Source organism: Lysobacter sp. HA35, assembly GCF_054061195.1.
In genome coordinates this window covers 679615-698473 of sequence record NZ_JBSSDY010000001.1, presented here as the reverse complement: position 1 = coordinate 698473, position 18859 = coordinate 679615, and the positions used below count along the sequence as shown (strand labels likewise).

Sequence of the window (18859 nt, the reverse complement as noted above, 5' to 3'; positions counted from 1 at the left end):
GCTGCCGAGCAGCAGCAAATTCCACAGCGCGATGCGTTGCGAATAGCGCGTGGCGAGCGAAAACGCGCGGTGGTGGCCCATCCAGAAGGCGCCGATGACGCCGAAGCTCACGAAGTAGCCGACCAGGTTCGGAACCAGATGGGCCAGCGCGACCCAGTACGCGTGATCACCGCCGGCGCGGCTGACCTCGGGCACGTGCACCTCGATGACGAGCAGCGTGATCGCGATCGCGAACACCGCATCCGAGAAGAACACCATGCGCTCGAGCGCGTGGTCCGTGTCCTGGCTCATGTCGTCCCCCCCGTTTCGCGCATTGTTTCCGCCATGGCGCGGTGCGGCAAGCGTGACCGCACGTCAGCTCGAACGCGGCGACCACGCCGGCCTGACGGAACCCTCACGATGCATCCATGAGCCGCGTGGCTGACTCGTGGTGTCCGCCACGGAGAATTCCCATGAACGGCCCGCTCTACGACGATCTTCTCGACCAGCTTCGCGGCACGCCCTCGCACCAGCTCGGCCAAAGACTCGGCATCTCGCCCGCCACGGCGCTTCAGGCCGCCGCCACCGCCCTGCCCGTGCTGCTCGGCGCCATGCATCGCAATGTGAGCGCGCCGTCGGGCGCCGACTCGCTGCTGTCCGCACTGGAATACGACCACCGCGGCGTCGACCCTGCAAATGCGCTCGGCACGGCACTCGCTGGCGGGGGCAGCGGTGCAGGCATCCTCGGCCACCTGTTCGGCGATCGTCACGAAGCCGCGGCGGATGCCGTCAGCCAAGCCACCGGTCTGGACGGCGGCCGTTCGTCGATGCTGTTGCGCGTGCTGGCGCCGGTCGTGATGGCCTACGTCGCGCGCAGGCTGTTCACGTCGCGCGAGGCCGACGGCGCCAACACGCCGCATGCATCGCCGGAGGGTCTGCGTACCGCGCTGGAGCAGGAAGTCGGCGCGCTGCACGCGACGTCGGAGCCCCATCACGGCCTGCTCGCGTTCCTCGACCAAAACCGCGAAGGAGATGTGGACCTTTCGGAGTTCGGATCAGCCGATCCGACCAGCGCGCTTCCGGTGCAGACGGCGGAGATGCGGAGCCCACGCCCGCGGATCTGATCCGTCGCGGTACGGAGCTTTTCGCGGCGCCGCGATGCCCGGGGCAACCGGGTTTGCGATTGCGTTTCCGACGCAAGCCTGGCGCGGTGATCAGGCCGCGTCGATGTCGCCGAGTGCACGGATGAGTCGTCGAGCGCGCTTGTCCGGCCGCTGTTCGGGCGCGCGATAGCCGTCGCGCATAGCAGCGCGTTCGGCGCGCGCTTGCTGGCGACGCGCACGCGATTCGTCGGTCTCGGCGTAAAGCATCTGCGCGATGGGCGCCGCACCGCGTTCGTCGCTGATGCCTAAGACGGCCACATCGAAGCGCTCGTCGCCACGCACGATGCCGAGACGATCGCCGACACGCACCGCGCGCGACGGTTTGGCGCGCTGTCCGTCGAGCTCCACGCGACCGGTTTCGATCGCCTGCTTCGCCAACGAGCGCGTGCGGAAGAACCGTGCCGCCCACAGCCACTGGTCAAGTCGAACGTTTGCTAGAGCTTCGGTCATTCGAGAGACGTTCGAAGTTGAAGGAGTTTCAGCGCTGGCGAGCCGGCCGAGCCAGCGCTCGGCGTGACTGCCGATCAATCGACGTAGCTGCAACGGCGCCTCACCGCAGTGGCTACGGCACGCGACCACGCTGTGCGGCGTCACTTGCGCTGGCCGGATCTGCGGGCTGCTCGAAATGATTGCAACGCCGGCAGCGACTAAACCGCGCGAAAGCTGTCGGGAGGCCGAAGCGTTCGTTCACGTCAGCGAATTACGTCAGCGATTGTCGCGTGCGCAAAGGAGGCGTCGGCAGCAAGCCTCTGCAGCGCGGCAACCTCAGTCGCAAAGCGAGCGACCGTGTGATCCGAAACCGGCGCTGCGGCATTGCTGCGTCCCGTGCCGCCCTGTCGGACAACGTGCTCGCGCTGCGCGGGCGGCCGCACGCTGCCCAGACTGCACGCGTGCCGCACACCGTCGCCCAAATGCAAACGGCCGCCCTGAGGCGGCCGTTGCAGGAAGCGCTGCGCCGATTACTGCTGGGCAGCGGCGGCGGCTGCAGCGGCGGCCGTAGCCTTCGCCTTCGCGTTGCCGGCCAGATCTTCCTTGATGCGCGCCTTCTTGCCCTGCAGACCACGCAGGTAGTACAGCTTGCCGGCGCGGACCTTGCCGCGGCGCTTCACGTCGACCGAGTCGATCGTGGCGCTGTGCGTCTGGAACACGCGCTCGACGCCGAAGCCGTGCGAGATCTTGCGAACGGTGAACGACGAGTTCAGGCCGCCGTTCTTGATGCCGATGACCACGCCCTCGTATGCCTGGAGGCGCTCACGGTTGCCTTCCTTGACCTTCACGTTGACGACGACGGTGTCGCCTTGGCTGAAGTCGGGAAGCGTGCGGGTGATCTGCTCGGCTTCGAAATTCTGGAGGAGCGTATTGAGGGACGGCTTGTTCATGGGCTTTGGCCTGTTGGTGTCGTTGTAGAGCCGCGAGTGCGCGTGGACCCGCGTGCCGGCATCGGTGGAACGAAGCTCGCAATTCTAGCGGGAAATTTCCTTGCGTGGCTAGGGCTTAGCGGATTTCCGGATCGGCGGAGGCCGATTCCGTGGCCGGCGCCACGTCGGCAGCTAGGTCCTGCGAGTCCCGATACAGCTTCAGGAGCTCGGCATCCTTCTTCGACAGGACGCGCCCGTCGAGGAGGTCCGGTCGACGCTCGGCCGTCCGCCCCAGCGACTGCATCCGGCGCCACTTGGCGATCTTGGCGTGGTCGCCGGACAGCAGGACGTCCGGAACCGTACCCAGGTCATGCTCGACGGGGCGTGTGTAGTGCGGGCAGTCGAGCAGCCCATCCTCGAAGCTGTCCTGGACGGCCGATTCCGCGTCGTTGAGAGCGCCGTCCTGAAGTCGCGCGATCGCGTCGACGACCACTGCGGCCGCCAGCTCGCCGCCCGACAGCACGTAGTCGCCGATCGAGATCTCCTCGTCGACTTCGGCCCGGATCAGGCGCTCGTCGATGCCTTCGTAGCGCCCGCAGAGCAGGATCAGCCGCGGCTCGGCGGCGAGCCGTCGCACGGATTCCTGGTCGAGCCGGCGGCCCTGCGGGCTCATGTAGACCACGCGCGCCGGGCTGTCGGAAGCGTTGCGTGCCGCGTTCAACGCGCGACGCAGCGGATCGATCAGCATGACCATGCCGGGGCCACCGCCGAACGGACGATCGTCCACCCGGCGGTAATTGCCCTCCGCGAAATCGCGCGGGTTGGTGCCGTGAATCGAGAGAAGCCCCCGCTCGATCGCGCGCCCGACCACGCCGAACGCCGCGCACTGCGCGACGAACTCGGGGAACAGGCTGACGATATCGATGCGCATGGTGTGCCTGGCTGTGGAACGGCTATCGATCGCCGCGGTGACGCGGATCGCGCGTCAGAAGTCCGGATCCCAATCGACCGTGATGCGGCCGGCCTCGATATCGATTTCGGTGACGAACTGCGGGCGCACGAACGGGATCATCCATTCGCGATCACCTTCGCGGGTCACCAGCACGTCGTTGGCGCCGGTGGCGAACAGGTGCGTGACGCGACCCATCGCAACGCCTTCGGTGTTGACGACTCCGAGGCCTTCGAGGTCGGTCCAGTAGAACTCGCCCTCCGCCGCCTTCGGCAACGCCGAACGAGGCACGTAGATCTCGGTGCCGCGCATGGCGTCGGCTGCGTCGCGGTCTTCCACGCCCGGGATTTCCGCCGCGAGGCTCTTGCCGACGGCGCGTCCGCGCACGCCCATGAGCTCACGCTCGACGCCGCGTGCGTCGCGAAGAATCCAGGGCCGGTAGCCGAAGAGCGCCGAGCGCGGCTCGGTCCAGCTCTCGAGTTTCACTTCCCCACGAACGCCGAAGGCGCCGACCACCCTTCCAACAAGGATGCGGCGCCCCGGGTTGTTCGTATCGCTACCGCCCGCGCCGTGCACGGGCGAGGACATCAGGCCGCGGCCTGCGCCTTGGACGCCTGCTTGTACAGGTCGGCGACCTTGTCGGTCATCTGCGCGCCTTGGCCGACCCAGTGCTGGACGCGGGCGACGTCGAGTTCGACGCGCTTGTCGTTACCGGCGGCGACCGGGTTGTAGTAACCGACGCGCTCGATGTTGCGGCCGTCGCGGGCGCTGCGGCTGTCGGTAACGATGATGTGGTAGAACGGGCGCTTCTTGGCGCCGCCACGCGTCAGGCGAATCTTGACCATAGGTTTCTCTGTGTTGCCCAGCTGCCGGAATGGCAGGGTAAGCCGACAATTTTAGCTGGAAGGCGGGACGCGGGTAAACCCGTCAGGCCAAGCGGCCGTGGATCCGCCTCAGCGGAACGGCATTCCGCCGCGCCCGCCCATCATGCCCTTCATGCCGCGCATGAGCCCCTTCATGCCGCCGCCGGCCAGCTTGGACATCATCTTTTCCATCTGCTGGTACTGCTTCATCACCTTATTGACGTCGGCCGGGGTCAGACCGGCGCCCTTGGCGATGCGCGCGCGACGCGAACCGTTGAGCAGCGTCGGGTTGCGGCGCTCCTTCTTGGTCATCGAGTTGATGATCGCGATCATCCGCGGCACTTCCTTGCCGGTGATCTGCTGCTTCAGGTGGTCCGGTACCTGACCCATGCCCGGCAGCTTGTCCATGAGCCCGTGCAGGCCGCCCATGTTCTGCATCTGCTCGAGCTGGTCGCGCATGTCGTTGAGGTCGAATTTCTTGCCCTTGACGACCTTCTCGGCGAGCTTCTGCGCCTTGTCCTTGTCGACCTGCGCTTCGACCTGCTCGACCAGCGACAGCACGTCGCCCATGTCGAGGATGCGGCTCGCGATACGGTCCGGATGGAAGACGTCGAGGCCGTCCGGCTTCTCGCCCGTGCCCATGAACTTGATCGGGCGACCGGTGATGTAACGCACCGACAGCGCCGCACCACCGCGCGCATCACCATCGGTCTTGGTGAGCACGACACCGGTGAGCGGCAGCGCTTCGGAGAACGCTTTCGCGGTGACCGCGGCGTCCTGGCCGGTCATCGAATCGACGACGAACAGCGTTTCGACGGGATTGACCGCGGCATGCAGCGCTTTGATCTCCGCCATCATCGCTTCGTCGATCGCGAGGCGGCCCGCGGTATCGACGATCAGTACGTCGACGTACGACTTGCGCGCGTCGTCGATCGCCGCCCGCACGATCGCTTCGGGCTTCTGCGACGCATCCGACGCGAAGAACGTCACGTCGACCTGTTCGGCCAGCTGGCGCAACTGTTCGATCGCGGCCGGGCGATAGACGTCGGCCGAAACGACCATCACCTTCTTCTTGCGCTTTTCCTTGAGGTGCTTGGCGAGCTTGCCGACCGTCGTGGTCTTGCCCGCGCCCTGCAGGCCAGCCATCAGGATGACCGCCGGCGCCGGCACGTTGAGGTTGAGGTCCGACGCCTGCGCGCCCATCACGGCGGACATTTCGTCGCGAACGATCTTGATCAGCGCCTGGCCGGGCGTCAGTGACTTCAGCACTTCCTGGCCGACCGCGCGCGTCTTGATGCGCTCGATCAGCGCCTGCACGACAGGCAGCGCGACGTCGGCTTCGAGCAGCGCGATGCGCACCTCGCGCAGCGATTCGCGGATGTTCTCTTCGGTCAGGCGACCGCGGCCGCGCAGGCGCTCGATGGTGCCGGAGAGGCGCTGGGACAGGGACTCGAACATGGCGGGACCGACGCGAAAAACGGTCGCGAAGTATAGCCGCCACGCGCCTGCGACCCGCCGAACGGCTGTGCGACACTCCGCGCCATGACGCTCGCGCTCGTGATCGCTTCCGCTGTTCTCTACCTCGTTGCGACCGGCATGCTCGCCGCCGCGTTGCGCGCGGATCCGGCTGCGCCGGGCGATGGCTGGCGCACGCCGTCGGCAATTGCGCTCGCACTGCACGCGGCCACGCACATCGTCGCGTGGAACGAAGTGCATGGGCCGGACCTGCACTTCTTCGCCGCGTTGTCGCTCGTCGCGCTCGGCATGGCGGCGGTGACGACGTTCGTCGCGCGCCGCGAGCGCGTGGCGGCGCTGGCGATCGTCGCGCTTCCGCTCGCCGCGGCGATGCTGGTCGCCTATCGCGCTTATGGCCATACCGCGCCGATGGCGCTGGACTGGCAACAGCAACTGCATGCCGCGCTGGCGCTGCTCGCCTACGCGACGCTGGCGGTCGCGGCCTTGCTCGCGGTGACACTGTGGGGGCAGGAACGCGCTCTACGACGCCGTGAGTTCCACGGCTGGCGGCGCGCGCTACCGCCGCTGGTGCAGCTGGAATCGCTGATGTTCCGCACGATTGCGGTCGGCTTCGCGCTTCTGACCGCGACGCTGCTCACCGGCATCCTGTTCGTGCAGAACCTGTTCGCCCAGCATCTCGTCCACAAGACCGTGCTGGGCATCCTGTCGTGGCTCGCGTTCGGTGCCCTGCTCTACGGGCGCCGGCGCTACGGCTGGCGGGGCGAAAAGGCCGTGCGCTGGACGCTCGCCGCGATGGCGCTGCTGGTCCTCGCCTACTTCGGCAGCAAGATGGTCCTCGAGCTGATCCTCCACCGCGCGGTCGTCTGAATCGTTCTGCTAACAGAACGCTGGTTGACTATGTGCGGACGCAATAATTGCATTGACAACTATTGCGCGCGCACCTAAAGTGCGCGGCCATGACGAACACCCCGCCCTGCAGCGGCTCCTCGCTTGGCCTGATGTTCCGTCAGGTCCGCGACGCCATGTGGGCGCGCGTCGAGCGTGAACTCGCCGCCGCCGGCCACGACCTGACCTTCAGCCAGTACATCACCCTCAAGACGCTCGGCAGCGGCCGTGCCGGCGTGAGCGAACTCGCGCGTGCCGCGCAGTTGCATCCCGGTGCGATGACACGGCTGCTCGACAAGCTCGAAGCGCAGGGCCTCGTCGCTCGCGTCGTCGACCCGCAGGACCGCCGCGCCCTGCACGTCGACCTGACCGATGCCGGCCGCTCGCTGTGGACCGAGATCAGCGACTGTGGCCGCCGCGTACACGCCCGCGCGATGCAGGGTCTGGACGATGCCGAACAGGCGCGCCTGATGGACCTCCTCGTTCGCGTCCGCGACAACCTTTCCCCTGACCTCGACTGACATGACCCCACGTACCGTCGCGCCGACGCTCCGGCGCCTGGCTCCGTTGTTCATCGCCATGGCGCTCGCCGGTTGCGCCAGCATGCACGGCATCGAACCGCAGGAGCATCCGATGGATGCGAATGCGCTCTCCGCGTCCAAGACGCTCGACGGCACCGCGAACGCGCCGCTCGCGCGCGACTGGTGGCGCGCGTTCGGTGATCCGCAGCTCGATTCGCTGGTCGACGAAGCACTTGCCGGGCAGCCGAGCCTTGCCGCCGCCGATGCGCGCGTGCGCCAGGCCGTCGCGCAGACCGGTCTTGCCGAAGCCGCGAGCAAGCCGACGGTGGGCGCGTCCGCACAGTATTCCGGTCTGCAGATTCCGACGACGGTCGCGCCCGATCCGCTGGGCGGCAAGTACACCGGCGTGTTCCTGCTCGGACTCAACATCAAGTGGGCGCCCGACGTGTGGGGCGGCGACCGCGCACGTTACGAAGCCGCCGTCGGCCAGCTGCGCGCGTCGGAAGTCGAAGCGCAGGCCGCGCGCCTGACGCTCGCATCGAACATCACACGCGCTTATGTCGGCCTTGCGCAGGCGTACGACGCCCTGGACGTCGCGAACAACGAGAAGTCGCGTTCGCAGCGACTGCTCGGCCTCGGACGCCAGCGCGTCAAGGCGGGCATCGACAACGCGATGCAGACGCGCAATGCCGAATCGCTGGTCGCTGCGGCGAACCAGCAGTCACAAGCTGCGCAGCAGCAGATCGAGATCGCGAAGCATGCGCTTGCCGCGCTCGTCGGCAAGGGTCCGGATCGCGGTGAGTCCATCACGCGCCCGAAGCTCCTGAAGGCGTCAGCGCCGGCTGTGCCGACCGTCATTCCGAGTCAGCTTCTCGGTGCGCGTCCTGACGTGGTCGCTGCACGCTGGCGTGCGGAGGCCGCGAGCCAGGGCATCCGTGCGTCGAAGACGGCGTTCTATCCGTCAGTCAACTTGTCGGCGCTCGTCGGCGTCGCGGCGACGACGCTCGGCGACCTGTTCTCGACCAATGCATTGCTGACGCAGGGCGGCCCGGCGATCTCGCTGCCGATCTTCGACGGCGGCCGCCTGCGCAACACGCTCGCGCGTTCCGATGCGGACTACGACCTCGCGGTCGCGGCGTACAACGGCAGCCTGCTGACCGGCATGCGCGAAGTCGCCGATGCGGTGAACAACTCGCGCACGCTCGATGCGCAGATCGCGTCGGTGCGCGAAGCGCGCGATGCCGCGGCTGCCGCGCTGTCGCTCGCCAACACCCGCTACAAGGCCGGGTTGTCGACGCAGATCGACGTGCTCAATGCGCAGCGCCCGCTGCTGCAGCTTGACCAACAACTCGCCGCGCTGCGCGCGCAACGCTTCCTCGCCGTGGTCGATCTCGACCAGGCGCTCGGTGGCGGCCTTGCGCTTACCGCACCCTCCTCCGATTCCAACTCCGACTCTGCGACCGCCGCCCGATGAGCACGCCGAACGCCACTCCCGCTAACGAAACCGCGCCCGCACCCGCGAAGAGCAGCAAGCGCCGTCGCGCGCTGACGATCCTCGCGCTCATCGTCGTGATCGCCGGCATCGCCTGGCTGCTGTACCACTTCATGGTCGGCCGCTGGCACGAAGACACCGACGACGCGTACGTGCAGGGCAACATCGTCACGATCACGCCGCAGACCATCGGTACCGTCACCGGCATCACCGCCGACGACGGAATGCGCGTCGAAGCCGGCCAGGTGCTGGTGCAACTCGATGCGACCGATGCGCAGGTCGGCTACGAGCAGGCCGTCGCGAACCTCGCCAATACGGTCCGCCAGGTGCGCGGCCTGTACAGCAGCGTGAGTTCGTCGGAAGCCGAGATCCGCTCGCGCGAGATCGCGATCGCCAAGCTGCGTGCGGACGTCGCGCGTCGTAGCGGACTCGTCGCCAGCGGCGCGGTGTCGGCGGAAGAGTTGGCGCATGCACGCGATGAGCTCGCGTCTGCCGAAGCTGCGCTCGCCGCGTCGCGCGGGAACCTATCGCGCAGCCGTGCACTGGTCGACGCGACCACCGTGCAGAACCAGCCGCAGGTGCAGGCCGCCGCCGCGCAGGTGCGCCAGGCATTCCTCGCGATGCAGCGTGGCGCGATCGTTGCGCCGGTCACCGGTTACGTCGCCAAGCGCAGCGTGCAGCTGGGCCAGCGCGTGCAGCCGGGCCAGACGCTGATGACAGTGATTCCGCTCGAGCAGGTATGGGTGGAGGCGAACTTCAAGGAAACGCAGCTCGCGAAGATGCGCATCGGCCAGCCGGTCGAACTGCATTCCGATCTGTACGGCAAGGACGTGACGTTCAAGGGTCGCCTTGCGAGCCTCGGCCTCGGCACGGGCAGCGCGTTCTCGCTGCTGCCGGCGCAGAACGCCAGCGGCAACTGGATCAAGATCGTGCAGCGCGTTCCGGTGCGCGTCGAAGTGCCGGCCGATCAGCTGGTGAAGCATCCGCTGCGAATCGGCCTGTCGATGAGTGCGGACGTGAACCTGCACGACCAGAGCGGTCCGGTTCTGGCCAGCGCGCCCCCGCAGAAGCCGCTGTTCACGACGTCGGCGTACGAGCGCCAGATGCACGCTGCGCAGGACCGCATTGACCAGGTGATCCGCGAGAACCTGTCGGGCCGCGGCTGACATGCAGCCCGCGTCGCCGTCGCGCTTCACGCTCGTGCCGAAGGTCTTCTTCGACACGTTGAACGAGGGCCTCGATCTTTTCGTCGACGCCCTCGGTTTCGAGCTGAAGTATCGCGACGACGACCTTGCCGTTGTCGAGCGACATGGCGCGAAGGCCTACGTCGTCGCCAGCGCGGAGTACGCGGCGAAGGATCGCCCGGAACTCACGATCGAAACCGATGACATCGACGCGCTGCATGCCGACATCGCGGCGCGCCGCTCCGACCTGCTGCACCCCAACCTTCCCGACGTGATGCTTCGCCCGTGGGGCGCGCGCGAATTCGCGCTGCTCGATCCGACCGGCGTCTGCATCGTCTTCCGGCAGTTCGACTGACCGGCTATTCGACAGGCATCCATGGCTGCTGCTGCCCCCGCCCCCGCCGGCTTCCGTCCGCCGAACCTCGCGCTCGCCACGATCGGCCTCGCGCTGGCGTCGTTCATGCAGGTGCTCGACACGACGATCGCCAACGTGTCGCTGCCGACCATCGCCGGCAACCTCGGCGCGAGTTCCAACCAGGCGACGTGGGTCATCACCTCGTTCGCCGTCAGCAACGCGATCGCGCTGCCGCTGACCGGTTACATGACGCGCCGGTTCGGCGAGGTCAAATTGTTCACGTGGGCGACGCTCGCGTTCGTGGTCGCGTCGCTGCTGTGCGGCCTCGCGAATTCGATGGGCCTGCTGGTGGTCGCGCGCGCGCTGCAGGGTTTCGTCGCGGGCCCGATGTATCCGGTCACGCAGGCGCTGCTGATCTCGATCTATCCACCGAACAAACGAGGGCAAGCCATCGCGCTATTGGCGATGGTGACTGTTGTCGCGCCCATCGCCGGCCCCATCCTCGGCGGCTGGATCACCGACAACTACAGCTGGGAATGGATCTTCTTCATCAACATTCCCATCGGCATCTTCTCCAGCTTCGTCGTACGCGCGCAGCTGAAGGAACGCCCGGTAACGCTGCAGAAGCCGAAGATGGATTACGTCGGCCTGGCGACGCTGGTGTTGGGTGTCGGTGCATTGCAGACGCTGCTCGATCTCGGCAACGACGAGGACTGGTTCAATTCGCCACGCATCGTGGTGCTCGCCATCATCTCGGCGATCTCGCTCGCGGTGTTCATCATCTGGGAACTCACCGAGAAGGACCCGATCGTCAACCTGCGCCTGTTCCGCCATCGCAACTTCAGTGCTGGCACCGCGGCAATGGTGATGGCGTACGCGGCGTTCTTCAGTGTCGGCCTGCTGGTGCCGCTGTGGCTGCAGCGCAACCTGGGTTACACCGCGATCTGGGCGGGCTTCGCCAGTGCACCGATCGGCATCCTGCCGGTGATTCTCACGCCGTTCGTGGGCAAGTACGCGCAACGCTTCGATCTGCGGGTGCTGGCGAGCTTTGCCTTCGTGGTGATGGCGACGACCAGCTTCATCCGCTCGGGCTTCAACCTCGACGTCGACTTCCATCGCGTCGCGATGGTGCAGTTGTGGCAGGGTCTCGGCGTCGCGCTGTTCTTCATGCCGGTACTCACGATCCTGCTGTCGGATCTGGAACCGCATGAGATCGCGGCGGGCTCGGGTTTGGCGACGTTCGTGCGAACGCTCGGCGGCAGTTTCGCGGCGTCGCTGACGACGTGGGCATGGAACCAGCGCACGACGATCCACCATGCGCAGCTGACCGAAAGCATCAATGCCTACGATCCCGCGGTCCAGCAGACGGTGCAGCAGCTGGGGCAAGGCGACCTGCAGCGAGGTGCGTTCGTGATGGAGCGGATGATTTCGCAGCAGGCGGTGCAGATCGGGTTCAACGAGATCTTCCACGTGCTGGGAATCGTGTTCCTCGTCGTGATCGCGTTTGTCTGGGTGGCTAAGCCGCCGTTTGCGGCTAAGGCGGGGCCGGCTGTGGCGGGTGGGCACTGATCGTTCTCAATTGACGACGGCGCGTCTGTCGAATGCTCGTCTGCGCGTCGCGGTTGAAGAGCAACCGCGTTTCGTGCGCTAACGCGCCCGAGTTACTTTTCTTTGCTGGTGCAAAGAAAAGGTAACCAAAAGAAAGCACCTTCCCCGATCAGATCTACCGCTTGCGATCGTGTGAGTCTTTCACGATCCGCACACTCGCCATCCTGGCTCGGGTGCGGACGGCGGCCATCCATGGCCGCCGCCATTCGGGTCTTCACGATTTGTGTTGGTGGCCGACGGTTCTTGTGCGTCGGTCTTGCGCTTAGGCGTGTTCTAGGGCGTCGGCTAGGCGCTCTACTGCGATCACTTCCATGCCGGCGACCTTGCCCGATTTCGGGGCGTTGGCCTTCGGCACGATTGCGCGTTTGAAGCCGTGCGTCGCAGCTTCCTTGAGGCGTTCTTCGCCGTTGGGGACGGGGCGGATTTCGCCGGAGAGGCCGACTTCGCCGAAGGCCACGGTGTTCTCGCCGAGCGGTCGGTCGCGCAGTGACGAGAGCACGGCGAGCAGCAGCGGGAGGTCGACGGCCGTTTCCTGTACGCGGATGCCGCCGACGACGTTGACGAAGACGTCCTGGTCACCGACCGCGATGCCGCCGTGTCGATGTAGTACGGCCAGCAGCATCGCAAGACGATTGCCTTCCATGCCGACGGCGACACGTCGCGGGTTCGACAGCGGCGACTGGTCGACCAGCGCCTGCACTTCGACCATCAGCGGCCGCGTGCCTTCGCGCGTGACCATCACGCAGCTGCCTGGCTGCGCCTGGCGGCTGCCGGACAGGAAGATCGCGGACGGGTTCGGCACTTCGCGCAGGCCCTTGTCGCCCATCGCGAACACGCCGAGTTCGTTGATCGCACCGAAGCGGTTCTTGAAGGCGCGCAGCACGCGGAAACGGCTGCCGGATTCGCCTTCGAAATACAGCACGGCGTCGACCATGTGCTCGAGCACGCGCGGGCCGGCGATGCCGCCTTCCTTCGTCACGTGTCCCACTAGGAATACCGCCGTGCCGGTCTCCTTCGCATAGCGCACGAGTCGCGCCGCACTCTCACGCACCTGGCTCACCGAGCCCGGCGCGGCGGTCAGCGTTTCCGTCCACAAGGTCTGGATGGAGTCGGCGACGATCAGTCGCGGACCCATCGGCGCGGCCTGTTCGAGAATGCGTTCGATGCAGGTTTCCGCGAGCGCATGCACGCCTTCGAGCGGCAGCCCGAGTCGCACCGCGCGGCCGGCGACCTGCGCCAGAGATTCCTCGCCGGTGACGTAAAGCCCCGGCATGTTGTGCGCCATCTGCGTGACCGCCTGCAGCAGCAGCGTCGACTTGCCGATGCCGGGGTCGCCGCCGACTAGGACGACCGAGCCTGGCACCAGGCCACCACCAAGCACGCGATCGAACTCGCCGATGCTGGTGGTTTCGCGCGATTCCTCGGAGACCGTGACGTCCTTGAGCGCGGTGATCGCGGGCGGATCGATCTTGCCGGCCCAGCCGCTGCGTCGGCTCTGCGCGACGCCTGCCTTTTCGGGCAGCGCCGCCTCGATCGCGATCTCGCTCAGCGTGTTCCAGCGGCCGCAGTCGGTGCACTGCCCCTGCCACTTGTTGTGCTCCGAACCGCACTCCGCGCAGACGTATGCGGTGTTGCGGCGCGCGCTGGACTTGCCGGACTTCCCGATCATCGAACCCCTCCGTTGAACGCGAAGGGTAAACGCCGGAGGTCGCAGCCGCTAAGACCCTGAACGCGCAAGTCCGGCGATGCCCGCGCCGAACGACGTCCGCACGCCCTTTCCTGCCGCTGAAACCCGCGTAACGACCTCGCCGCTAGCGTCGAACCGTCCAACACGGAGGCGCAGACATGACCGACCACAACAGCCACGACACCGGCAAGAACATGGGCCAGGGAATCGCCGGGATCAACGACAACCAGCGCCGCGACCAGCTCAACCGCGGTGGCGACCAGCGCACGCAGGACCAGCGCAACGTTCGCTCGTCATCCGAAGACGATGGCCGCGCGAAGGACGACCCGAGCCGCGCACCGGAATCCGGCACGCCCTGACTCTGACGGTGCTGCACTGACAGCGCGTCAGTGCAGCGAGTTCTCCGTCGCCTCGACGCGCAGGCGGAACGTCGCCGCGAAGCGCCCGCCCGGCTCGACGACCGTCAGGTTCTCGTGCGACCGCAGCGCATCGGCCGGCGCCGTCATCGGCTCGAGCGAAATGTAGTCGTGCCCGTCCGGTGCGTAGATCTGGGCGAAGCGGAAGTTCTCGAGGAAGTCGACGCTGATACGACGGCCGTTGCCCGCAATCGACATCGTGGGGCTGTCGCTGGTGAACGCGAAGCCGTGATCGAACTCGACGTGCGCGAGGCGATCGTCGTACGCGGGAAGATGCGTGCGCTCGCCGACGGGCAGCAGCAATTCATCGAGGACGATGCCGTCCATCGCGGGCAACGTGAGCTGCCACTGGTCGCGACCGATGCCCGGCAGGCCGATGTAGGGATGGAAGCCGAAGCTCACCGGCACGCGCACGCCGGCGTTCGCGAGCACGGCGGTTTCGATGGTGAGGCCCAGGCCGTCGAGCGTCGCGGTCATCTCGACCTCGTGCCCGAACGGGAACACGGCAAGCAATTCCGGACGATTCCACTGCAGCCGACTGCGCAGGCGCCGATCGGTGGCTTCCTGCACGCACCATTCGAGCCTCGGCCACGGCACGCCGTGGATGATCGTGTCGTTCCAGTCCTTCATCACCCACGGCGACGCCTTGTCGAGCTCGACGGAGTGGCCGTCGAATTCGTACTGCGTGCCGCGAATGCGATTGGCGTACGGATAGTTGAGCGGAATGCCGACCGACATGCCGGTCGCCAGCGCTTCGTCCATCTCGTCGATGCGCCGCAGGATCTCTTCGCCGCGATGCTTCAGCGACGTGCAGATCATCCCTTGCTCGGGGCGGAACACCGCGAGCAGTTCGCCTGCGGCGAGCGTGTGTGTGCGCGGTTGCGTCGAACGCGTGGTCGTGCCACCCGTGGCCGTTTGCGGTGTTTCCTGCGTCGTCATGCGTTCCCCTCCGGCACAAGCACGCGGCCGCGTTCGCCGTAGCTCGCGACGACTTCGCGGCCCACGCGTCCCGCCTCGCCTTCGCGGCACAAGGCAACGCAGGCGCCGCCGAAACCCGCACCCGTAAGCCGCGCTCCGAATACCGACGGATGCTTCTGCAGCAGGTCGACGAGTCGATCGAGTTCGGACACCGAGACTTCGTAGTCGTCGCGAAGGCTGGCGTGCGATGCGTTCATGAGTTCGCCGAACTCGCGAGCGTCGACACCCTCGACCGCACGCAGGACGCGCGCGTTCTCGCTGACGACGTGACGCGCGCGACGGCGCTGCGGTTCGTCCAGTGATTCCACCCGCGATACATCGTGCACATCTCGCAGCGCCGAAACACCGAGGGTCTTCGAGGCCGCCTCACACTCGCCTCGCCGCGTGTTGTACGCGCTCGATGCCAGCGATCGACTGAGGCCCGAGTCGATCACAAGAACCTCGGTTCCCGCCGGGCGCGGCACCAGCCGACGTTCGAGCGTTCGCGTGTCGAGGAACAGCATCTGCGTGGAATCGGCGAGGCTCGACGCCATCTGATCCATGATTCCGCAGTTGACGCCCGCGTAGTCGATCTCAGCGCGCTGCGCCATCTGAGCGATGCGCACGTCGTCGATGTCGAGCTTGAGCAACTCGCGCAGCGCACGCAGCGTCGCGACTTCCAGCGCCGCACTCGACGACAGACCGACGCCCATCGGCACGTCCGAATGCATGTAGATGTCGAGGTACGGCACCTCAATGCCCATGTCCATGACGCCGCGGATGCAACCGTAGACGTAATGCGCGAAGTGATCGCCGGGCAGCGCGTCGCGTTCGAAGCGCGATTCGCTGGCGAGATCCGCCGCGTGCACGACGAATCCACCGCCGCGGTTCGCGCGCATCGAGACGGTCGTCTTCTGCGGGATCGCGGTCGGCAGCACGTAGCCGTCGTTGTAGTCGGTGTGCTCGCCGAGCAGGTTCACACGGCCGGGCGCCGACGCCACGACGTCGGGAGGAAAACCGAAGATGCCTTCGAAACTCATGCGTCGATGTCCACGTCGATCTGTTGCAGGTCGCGCGCCTTGTCTTCCGGCAGCGCATCCATCGCGAACCAGCCGGCTGCCAGCTCGGTGCCGGCGAGATATTTCAGGCGGTCGCGCGTGCGATAGGGCGGATAGAACTCGGCATGCAGGTGCGCTTCGGGATGCGGGCCGCCGTCGAGCGGGGCCTGGTACCACGCCATCAGGTAGGGGAACGGCCGCTCCCACATCGCGTCGTACTTCATCAGCACGGTCTTGAGCGCGCGCGCGAGATCGGCGCGCTGCGCTTCGCTGAGGTCGCAGAACGTCGCGACAGGTTCGATCGTCGCGACCCAGACTTCATACGGATACCGCGCCGCTGCCGGGACGAATGCGACGGCATGGTCGCCGCGATAGACGATGCGCTGCGCATCCTCGATCTCGCGCCCGATGTGATCCTGCAGCACGCCGCGGCCCGTGCGTGCGTGGTACGCCTCGGCGACCTGCTGCATCCGCGCTGGTACCGGCGGCACCGATGGATAGGCATAAATCTGCCCGTGCGGATGGTGCAGCGTCACACCGACTTCTGCGCCGCGATTCTCGAACGGCAACACGTACTGGATCTCGTCTAGCGCACCGAGTCGTGCAGTGCGATCCGCCCACACCTTTAGCAGCAACTCGATGTGCGAGAGCGGAAGTCGCCCCAGCGACGACAGCCGATCCTGCGTGAACACCACGACCTCGCATTTGCCGGTGCCGGGCGCGGTGTCGACGATGGACGCAGGCACTTCATCGGCCGAAAGGCTCAACGACGGAAAACGGTTGTCGAATACCGCGACATCCCAATCGCCGACGGGCAGTTCGGTCGGCGCGTCGGCATCGACGGTCACTGCGAGCGGGTTGTATTCCGGCGGCGGCAGGAACGTGCGGTCCTGCCGGTACGCCGCGTACGTGATCCATTCGTCGCGCAGCGGATGACGACGCAGGTGCGGGCTGCGACCCAGCGGATCACGAAACGGGCTTGGCGCGTCGCCGACTTCCGCGATCGCATCGCGCGCATACAACGTGAGCGCGCGACCGTCGGGCTTGGTCAGCTCGACGACACGCATCAGGCCGCGCCCTGGATGTACGTGCGCGACATCTGCACGACCGCACGGATCTGTTCGAGCGGAATCTTAGGCACGCGGTCCTCCGTTAGCAGGCCGTTCGCTTCCTGGAACGTGTCGGCGAACTGCGTATAGCAATAGCCGGAGAACAACGCGGTGTAGGTGACGGCCTCGATCAGCTCCTTGAAGCGACGCGTGAATTCATCGGCTTCGTCGGCAACGGAATAACCCCAGACCTGTGCTTCGCCCGTCGTCTCGCCTTCCATGCTCGGCTTCTGCGATCGCGTGTCGAACGCGATGCCGCCGAACTCGGTGAGCACGATGGGCTGCCCGCGGTGCGGAAAGCCGTCGAGCGTGAGGATGCGTCCGCCGGGTCGGCGTCGATCGAACAACTGCTCGGTAGTTACCTCGGGGCCGTAACGCTGGCGGATGTGGTCGACGTTCGCGTCGTAATCGTGGATGCCGATGATGTCGGTCGCGCTGCTTTCCCAGCCGTCGTTGCCGATGACGGGGCGTGTCGGGTCCAGTGTCTTCGTCAGGCTGTAGAGCGCGGCCACCGCATGTTGATGAGCGCCGACCGTGGTGAGTTCGGGTACGCCCCAGGATTCGTTGAACGGAACCCAGGTGATGATGCATGGGTGGCTGAAGTCGCGTTCGATGGCTTCCGACCACTCGCGCACGAGGCGCTTGATTGCCGTCCGCGTGAAGCGGTAGCACGACGGCATCTCTTCCCACACGAGAAGCCCGAGTCGATCCGCCCAGTACAGATAGCGCGGGCTTTCGATCTTCTGGTGCTTGCGCACGCCGTTGAAACCCATCGCCTTGGCGAGTTCCACGTCGTAACGCAATGCGGCGTCGCTCGGTGCGGCGAGCAGCGTGTCCGGCCAGTAGCCCTGGTCGAGCACGAGCTTGAGATGATACGGCCGACCATTGAGCATGAAACGGTCGCGCAGCACGCCGATCGAGCGTAATGCCGTGTACGACTGCACCTCGTCGATCACGACATCGCCGCGACGCAGCCGCACCGTCGCCGCGAGCAGCGTCGGCTTCTGCGGGCTCCACAGCAGTTCGTTGCGGAAATCGTCGATGCCCGGATCGGACAGGATGATGCGTCGATCGACTTCGCCGTCGATCACCCTGTAGCGATCATCCGCCAGCAACTTCTCGCCGTGATGGACCTGCACGTCGATCGACAGGCCTTCGGTATCACCGCCGACGATGCGTGCTTCGAACGTCAGTGCGAAGCCTTCGACATGCGGTGTCCAGCGGATCTTCTGGATGTGCGTGCGCGAAACCCTTTCGAGCCACACCGTCTGCCAGATACCGGTCGTGCGCGGATACCAGATCGAGTGCGGTTCGAGCTGCCAATCCTGCTTGCCACGCGGCTTGTTCAGCTCCTGCGGATCGTCTTCGACGTAAACACTGACGACCTGCGGGCCTGAAGCGTTCAGCGCTTCGGTGATGTCGACCTGGAATGGCGTGTGCCCGCCTTCGTGACTCGCGACAGGTTGGCCGTTGACCCACACCTTCGCGAAGTAATCGACCGCACCGAAATGCAGGATGACACGTTCGCCTTCTGTCGCCTCTACGTCGAAATCACGCTGATACCAGCAAGCTTTGTGAAACCCGCGATCTCCGATGCCGCTGCGCGTCGACTCGATCGGGAACGGCACAACGATCTGCAACGGCCATTGATCGATGTCTCGCGGGTGTGCGTAGCGCTTCTCGTTGTCGAAGGCGAACCGCCACGGTCCGTCGAGCGACTGCCAATGTGCGCGTCGCAGTTGCGGGCGTGGATAAGCCTCGTCGTCGCAGAACTGCGATGCGTCAGCAAGTGGTGTCAT

At 66.3% G+C, this 18859-nt stretch carries 19 protein-coding genes and 1 pseudogene; 8 read left to right on the top strand and 12 right to left on the bottom strand.

Features of this window, described 5'->3' with window-relative positions:
- Nucleotides 1–45 precede the first annotated feature (45 nt).
- A pseudogene (locus ACVWZN_RS03615) lies at nt 46–258 on the bottom strand (TMEM175 family protein); the annotation flags it as partial.
- A 194-nt stretch (nt 259–452) separates the two neighbouring features.
- Between ACVWZN_RS03615 and ACVWZN_RS03610 the strand changes: the two are divergent.
- Nucleotides 453–1103 carry a DUF937 domain-containing protein gene (locus tag ACVWZN_RS03610; RefSeq protein WP_456952648.1) on the top strand — a complete coding sequence of 217 codons (651 nt, stop codon included), beginning with the start codon at nt 453–455 and terminating at the stop codon, nt 1101–1103.
- Nucleotides 1104–1193: 90 nt separating this feature from the next.
- On the opposite strand, the gene ACVWZN_RS03605 is transcribed toward ACVWZN_RS03610, so the two are convergent.
- The 6 genes from ACVWZN_RS03605 to ffh form a co-directional block, all read right to left on the bottom strand.
- Entirely contained in the window at nt 1194–1592 is a 399-nt protein-coding gene (locus ACVWZN_RS03605; protein ID WP_456952647.1) for an RNA-binding S4 domain-containing protein, read from the bottom strand.
- Between the two features lie 509 nt (nt 1593–2101).
- Complete coding sequence (gene rplS / locus ACVWZN_RS03600) at nt 2102–2521, bottom strand: 50S ribosomal protein L19 (RefSeq protein WP_456952646.1); 420 nt, start codon at nt 2519–2521, stop codon at nt 2102–2104.
- A 115-nt stretch (nt 2522–2636) separates the two neighbouring features.
- Entirely contained in the window at nt 2637–3431 is a 795-nt protein-coding gene (trmD, locus tag ACVWZN_RS03595) for a tRNA (guanosine(37)-N1)-methyltransferase TrmD (RefSeq protein WP_456952645.1), read from the bottom strand.
- Nucleotides 3432–3485: 54 nt separating this feature from the next.
- On the bottom strand, nt 3486–4037 hold the full coding sequence (gene rimM / locus ACVWZN_RS03590; RefSeq protein WP_456952644.1) for a ribosome maturation factor RimM: 552 nt from the start codon (nt 4035–4037) through the stop codon (nt 3486–3488).
- On the bottom strand, nt 4037–4294 hold the full coding sequence (gene rpsP / locus ACVWZN_RS03585; RefSeq protein ID WP_456952643.1) for a 30S ribosomal protein S16: 258 nt from the start codon (nt 4292–4294) through the stop codon (nt 4037–4039). The genes rimM and rpsP overlap by 1 nt, the downstream gene beginning before the upstream one ends.
- Before the next feature lie 108 nt (nt 4295–4402).
- Entirely contained in the window at nt 4403–5770 is a 1368-nt protein-coding gene (ffh, locus tag ACVWZN_RS03580) for a signal recognition particle protein (RefSeq protein WP_027082916.1), read from the bottom strand.
- A gap of 84 nt (nt 5771–5854) precedes the next feature.
- Here ffh and ACVWZN_RS03575 point away from each other — a divergent pair, with 84 nt between their 5' ends.
- From ACVWZN_RS03575 to ACVWZN_RS03550, 6 genes are all read left to right on the top strand, one after another.
- Nucleotides 5855–6655, top strand: a complete 801-nt coding sequence (locus ACVWZN_RS03575) for a cytochrome C assembly family protein (protein WP_456952642.1) — start codon at nt 5855–5857, stop codon at nt 6653–6655.
- A gap of 89 nt (nt 6656–6744) precedes the next feature.
- On the top strand, nt 6745–7194 hold the full coding sequence (locus ACVWZN_RS03570; RefSeq protein ID WP_456952641.1) for a MarR family winged helix-turn-helix transcriptional regulator: 450 nt from the start codon (nt 6745–6747) through the stop codon (nt 7192–7194).
- A 1-nt stretch (nt 7195) separates the two neighbouring features.
- A complete protein-coding gene (locus ACVWZN_RS03565; protein ID WP_456952640.1) occupies nt 7196–8668 on the top strand; it encodes an efflux transporter outer membrane subunit in 1473 nt (490 codons plus the stop codon).
- Nucleotides 8665–9852: an efflux RND transporter periplasmic adaptor subunit gene (locus ACVWZN_RS03560; protein WP_456952639.1), complete on the top strand. Its 1188-nt coding sequence runs from the start codon at nt 8665–8667 to the stop codon at nt 9850–9852. Before ACVWZN_RS03565 ends, ACVWZN_RS03560 begins: the two co-directional genes overlap by 4 nt.
- Nucleotide 9853: 1 nt before the next feature.
- Entirely contained in the window at nt 9854–10225 is a 372-nt protein-coding gene (locus ACVWZN_RS03555) for a hypothetical protein (protein ID WP_456952638.1), read from the top strand.
- Nucleotides 10226–10246: 21 nt separating this feature from the next.
- A complete protein-coding gene (locus ACVWZN_RS03550) occupies nt 10247–11794 on the top strand; it encodes a DHA2 family efflux MFS transporter permease subunit (protein WP_456952637.1) in 1548 nt (515 codons plus the stop codon).
- 301 nt (nt 11795–12095) lie between these two features.
- On the opposite strand, the gene radA is transcribed toward ACVWZN_RS03550, so the two are convergent.
- The gene (gene radA / locus ACVWZN_RS03545; RefSeq protein WP_036141915.1) at nt 12096–13502 is read right to left on the bottom strand and encodes a DNA repair protein RadA; all 1407 of its coding nucleotides are present in this window, start codon (nt 13500–13502) and stop codon (nt 12096–12098) included.
- Nucleotides 13503–13678: 176 nt separating this feature from the next.
- Between radA and ACVWZN_RS03540 the strand changes: the two genes are divergently transcribed.
- Nucleotides 13679–13879, top strand: a complete 201-nt coding sequence (locus tag ACVWZN_RS03540) for a hypothetical protein (protein WP_456952636.1) — start codon at nt 13679–13681, stop codon at nt 13877–13879.
- Between the two features lie 27 nt (nt 13880–13906).
- On the opposite strand, the gene ACVWZN_RS03535 is transcribed toward ACVWZN_RS03540, so the two are convergent.
- Genes ACVWZN_RS03535 through ACVWZN_RS03520 form a run of 4 tightly spaced genes read right to left on the bottom strand, consistent with a single transcriptional unit; the run spans nt 13907 to nt 18859 of the window.
- Nucleotides 13907–14875, bottom strand: a complete 969-nt coding sequence (locus ACVWZN_RS03535; protein ID WP_456952635.1) for an aldose epimerase family protein — start codon at nt 14873–14875, stop codon at nt 13907–13909.
- Nucleotides 14872–15933 carry a galactokinase gene (gene galK, locus ACVWZN_RS03530; RefSeq protein WP_456952634.1) on the bottom strand — a complete coding sequence of 354 codons (1062 nt, stop codon included), beginning with the start codon at nt 15931–15933 and terminating at the stop codon, nt 14872–14874. The genes ACVWZN_RS03535 and galK overlap by 4 nt, the downstream gene beginning before the upstream one ends.
- Nucleotides 15930–17018 carry a galactose-1-phosphate uridylyltransferase gene (gene galT / locus ACVWZN_RS03525; protein WP_456952633.1) on the bottom strand — a complete coding sequence of 363 codons (1089 nt, stop codon included), beginning with the start codon at nt 17016–17018 and terminating at the stop codon, nt 15930–15932. The genes galK and galT overlap by 4 nt, the downstream gene beginning before the upstream one ends.
- Nucleotides 17018–18859, bottom strand: a complete 1842-nt coding sequence (locus tag ACVWZN_RS03520) for a glycoside hydrolase family 2 TIM barrel-domain containing protein (RefSeq protein WP_456952632.1) — start codon at nt 18857–18859, stop codon at nt 17018–17020. Before ACVWZN_RS03520 ends, galT begins: the two co-directional genes overlap by 1 nt.

What these genes read in the sequence shown, in the direction of transcription:
- rimM (WP_456952644.1), bottom strand. Translation starts at nt 4,037, where the DNA reads ATGTCCTCGCCCGTGCACGGCGCGGGCGGTAGCGATACGAACAACCCG.
- ffh (WP_027082916.1), bottom strand. Translation starts at nt 5,770, where the DNA reads ATGTTCGAGTCCCTGTCCCAGCGCCTCTCCGGCACCATCGAGCGCCTG.
- galK (WP_456952634.1), bottom strand. Translation starts at nt 15,933, where the DNA reads ATGAGTTTCGAAGGCATCTTCGGTTTTCCTCCCGACGTCGTGGCGTCG.
- ACVWZN_RS03550 (WP_456952637.1), top strand. Translation starts at nt 10,247, where the DNA reads ATGGCTGCTGCTGCCCCCGCCCCCGCCGGCTTCCGTCCGCCGAACCTC.
- ACVWZN_RS03540 (WP_456952636.1), top strand. Translation starts at nt 13,679, where the DNA reads ATGACCGACCACAACAGCCACGACACCGGCAAGAACATGGGCCAGGGA.
- ACVWZN_RS03535 (WP_456952635.1), bottom strand. Translation starts at nt 14,875, where the DNA reads ATGACGACGCAGGAAACACCGCAAACGGCCACGGGTGGCACGACCACG.
- ACVWZN_RS03560 (WP_456952639.1), top strand. Translation starts at nt 8,665, where the DNA reads ATGAGCACGCCGAACGCCACTCCCGCTAACGAAACCGCGCCCGCACCC.
- ACVWZN_RS03520 (WP_456952632.1), bottom strand. Translation starts at nt 18,859, where the DNA reads ATGACACCACTTGCTGACGCATCGCAGTTCTGCGACGACGAGGCTTAT.
- ACVWZN_RS03610 (WP_456952648.1), top strand. Translation starts at nt 453, where the DNA reads ATGAACGGCCCGCTCTACGACGATCTTCTCGACCAGCTTCGCGGCACG.
- ACVWZN_RS03605 (WP_456952647.1), bottom strand. Translation starts at nt 1,592, where the DNA reads ATGACCGAAGCTCTAGCAAACGTTCGACTTGACCAGTGGCTGTGGGCG.
- ACVWZN_RS03565 (WP_456952640.1), top strand. Translation starts at nt 7,196, where the DNA reads ATGACCCCACGTACCGTCGCGCCGACGCTCCGGCGCCTGGCTCCGTTG.
- rplS (WP_456952646.1), bottom strand. Translation starts at nt 2,521, where the DNA reads ATGAACAAGCCGTCCCTCAATACGCTCCTCCAGAATTTCGAAGCCGAG.
- ACVWZN_RS03575 (WP_456952642.1), top strand. Translation starts at nt 5,855, where the DNA reads ATGACGCTCGCGCTCGTGATCGCTTCCGCTGTTCTCTACCTCGTTGCG.
- galT (WP_456952633.1), bottom strand. Translation starts at nt 17,018, where the DNA reads ATGCGTGTCGTCGAGCTGACCAAGCCCGACGGTCGCGCGCTCACGTTG.
- ACVWZN_RS03555 (WP_456952638.1), top strand. Translation starts at nt 9,854, where the DNA reads ATGCAGCCCGCGTCGCCGTCGCGCTTCACGCTCGTGCCGAAGGTCTTC.
- trmD (WP_456952645.1), bottom strand. Translation starts at nt 3,431, where the DNA reads ATGCGCATCGATATCGTCAGCCTGTTCCCCGAGTTCGTCGCGCAGTGC.
- rpsP (WP_456952643.1), bottom strand. Translation starts at nt 4,294, where the DNA reads ATGGTCAAGATTCGCCTGACGCGTGGCGGCGCCAAGAAGCGCCCGTTC.
- ACVWZN_RS03570 (WP_456952641.1), top strand. Translation starts at nt 6,745, where the DNA reads ATGACGAACACCCCGCCCTGCAGCGGCTCCTCGCTTGGCCTGATGTTC.
- radA (WP_036141915.1), bottom strand. Translation starts at nt 13,502, where the DNA reads ATGATCGGGAAGTCCGGCAAGTCCAGCGCGCGCCGCAACACCGCATAC.